This is a genomic window from Nocardia jiangsuensis (assembly GCF_042650385.1).
In the GTDB taxonomy this organism is placed as follows: Bacteria; Actinomycetota; Actinomycetes; order Mycobacteriales; family Mycobacteriaceae; genus Nocardia; species Nocardia jiangsuensis.
The window spans coordinates 1-2826 of the sequence record NZ_JBHSAX010000037.1; the positions used below are offsets into that span (position 1 = coordinate 1).

A 2826-nucleotide genomic window follows, 5' to 3' on the forward strand; every position below is an offset into this window, starting at 1 on the left:
GCCTCGAGGACGGTGCCCGGGTGGTGGCGCTGCGCAGCGCGGCACTGCGTTCGCTGAGTGGCAGCGGGACCATGCTGTCGGTGGCCGCGCCGGTCGGGGAACGACCCGGCGTCTCGGTCGCGGCTGTGAACGCCGCCGACTCCGTTGTCCTCTCCGGCACGGCCGAAGCACTCCAGCGCGTCGTGGACGAGCTCGGCGACGACGTCCGAACCCGCTGGCTCCCGGTGGATTACGCCTCGCACTCGCCCGCGATGGCGGCGCTGCGCGACGAGCTGGCCGAGGTACTGGCCGGCGTCGAGCCCGGCCCGAGCAGGGTGCCGCTGTACTCGACGGTCACCGCGGGCGTCCTCGACACCACGGCGATGGATGCCGCGTACTGGTACGAGAACCTGCGCACCACCGTCGATTTCCACGGCGCGGTGACCGCCGCGCGCGCGGACGGCCACGCGACCTTCGTCGAGGTCTCCCCGCACCCGGTGCTGAGCCCCGCGATCCAGGACGGCGTCGCCGTCGGCTCGCTCCGCCGCGACCAGCCCGAGCGCGAACAGCTGCTCACCGCGGCGGCCGAGCTGTTCGTCACCGGAACGGCCGTCGACTGGAACGCCGCCAACGGCTGGAGCGCGGGGGAGCGGTGGATCGAGCTCCCGACCTACGCCTTCCAGCGCCGCCGCTACTGGCTCGAGTCCGGCCCGAGCGGAGACGCGAGCGCCCTCGGCCAGGGCGTGGTGGGTCACCCGCTGCTCGGCGCCGCGGTCGGGGTGGCCGAGACGGGCACCGTCGTGCTCACCGGGCTGATCTCCGCGCGCACCCATCCGTGGGTGGCCGACCACGCGGTGCTCGGTTCGATTCTGTTGCCCGGCACCGCCTTCGTCGACCTCGCGGTGTGCGCGGCGGACCAGGTCGGCTACGGCCGCGTCGAGGAGCTGGTGATCCTCACCCCGCTCGTTCTCGGCGCTCCCGACGATCCGGCCGTCACCGAACTCCAGGTCGTCGTCGGCAGTGAGCAGGGCAGCCGCGGCATCGACATCTACTCCCGCACCCGCGGCGACGGCGCCGACCGGCCATGGACCAGGCACGCCACCGGCACGCTCGCCCCGGAGCCGGCCGGTCCGGGAAGCAGCGGCCTGGCGCGGCCCTGGCCGCCGGGGGACGCGATCCCGATCGAGAACCACTACGACCGGTTGGCTGCCACCGGGCTGGGCTACGGCCCCGCCTTCCGCGGGCTGCGCGGGGCGTGGCGGCACGACGGCGATATCTATGCCGAGGTCGCCCTGCCCGACGCCGTGGCCGACGGCGGCTACGGCGTCCATCCCGCGCTCCTGGACGCCGCCCTGCACGCGGTCGGCTTCACCGGCATCGGCACGAACACCGGAACCGGGGACGGACTGCTGCCGTTCTCCTGGACCGGCGTCGAACTGCACGCCACCGCCGCCCGCGCACTGCGGGTCCGATTGCAACGTCCCGACGCCGAGGCCGACACGGTGACCCTGACCGCGACCGACCCGCTCGGCGCTCCGGTGCTCACCATCGAGGGGCTGACCCTGCGCCCGGTGACCAGGGACCGCCTCCGCCCCGCCGCCCGCGACCTGTACACCGTGGCATGGACGCCGCACACCGTGGCATGGACGCCGCACACCGAGCACGGCACCGGCTCCGCTCCGGCGGGTTCGTGGGCCGTGCTCGGCTCGGCGGAGCTGCGCGACGAACTGCTCGCCGCCGGCGCGGACGCGAGCCTGTACGACGCCCCCGACGACCGCGATCCGGCCGCCATCGTCGGCCGGGTACTCGAACTCGTGCAGTCCCGGCTGCGCGCACCCGACACCGAGTCGGTGCCGCTGGTCGTCGTCACCGGCAATGCCGTCGATGTCGAGCCCGGCGACCCGGTGCGTCCGGCCGCCGCCGCGGTCCGGGGGCTGCTTCGGTCGGTGCAGACCGAACACCCGGGCCGGGTCGTGCTCATCGACCGCGACGCCACCACCCCGGCCGCCGCGTTGCTGCGTGCGCTGGCCGCCGGGCAACCGGAGGTCGCCGTGCGCGACGGCGTGCTGTACACACCGCGGCTGGTGCCCGAGACCGCGGCGGGGCTGGAGCTCCCGGCCACCACCTGGCGGCTGACGCCGGGTGCGGACGGATCGCTGGGGAGCGTGTCGGCGGAGCCCGTCGCCGCCGCTGCCCCCGGCGCGGGGGAGGTGCGGGTGCGGGTGCTCGCCGCCGGGGTGAACTTCCGCGATGTGCTGATCGGGCTCGGGCTGTATCCCGGCGCGGCGGTGCTGGGTAGCGAGGGCGCCGGTGTGGTCGAGGAAGTCGGCGCCGGGGTCACCGGGATCGGTGTCGGCGATCGGGTCATGGGGCTCTTCGTCGGCGGGTTCGGGCCGTCGGTGGTGGTGGATCGGCGCATGGTGACCGGTATCCCCGCCGGGTGGTCGTTCGCCGAGGCGGCGTCGGTGCCGGTGGTGTTCCTGACCGCCTGGTACGGCCTGTGGGATCTCGCGCAGGTGCGGCCGGGGGAGCGGCTGCTGATCCACGCCGCGGCCGGTGGTGTCGGTATGGCGGCGACGCAGCTGGCCCGGCATTGGGGTCTGGACGTGTGCGCGACCGCGAGTCCAGGCAAGTGGGCCGCGGTGGATGTGGCTCGGATCGCTTCGTCGCGGGAGCCGGGTTTCGGTGAGCGCCTGGGTGCGGTCGATGTGGTGTTGAATTCGCTGACCGGGGAGTTGCTGGACGAGTCGCTGTCGATGCTCGGTGACGGTGGCCGGTTGGTCGATATGGGCAAGCTCGATGTCCGGGATCCGGCCGAGGTGGCCGAGCGGTATCCGGGTGTGCGGT

At 74.2% G+C, this 2826-nt stretch carries 1 protein-coding gene; it reads left to right on the forward strand.

Going from position 1 to position 2826, the window contains the following annotated elements; all coding sequences use genetic code 11:
• Nucleotides 1-2826, forward strand: a 2826-nt coding sequence (locus ACFO0B_RS31500; protein ID WP_378617397.1) for an acyltransferase domain-containing protein, incomplete at both ends; no start/stop codon positions are given.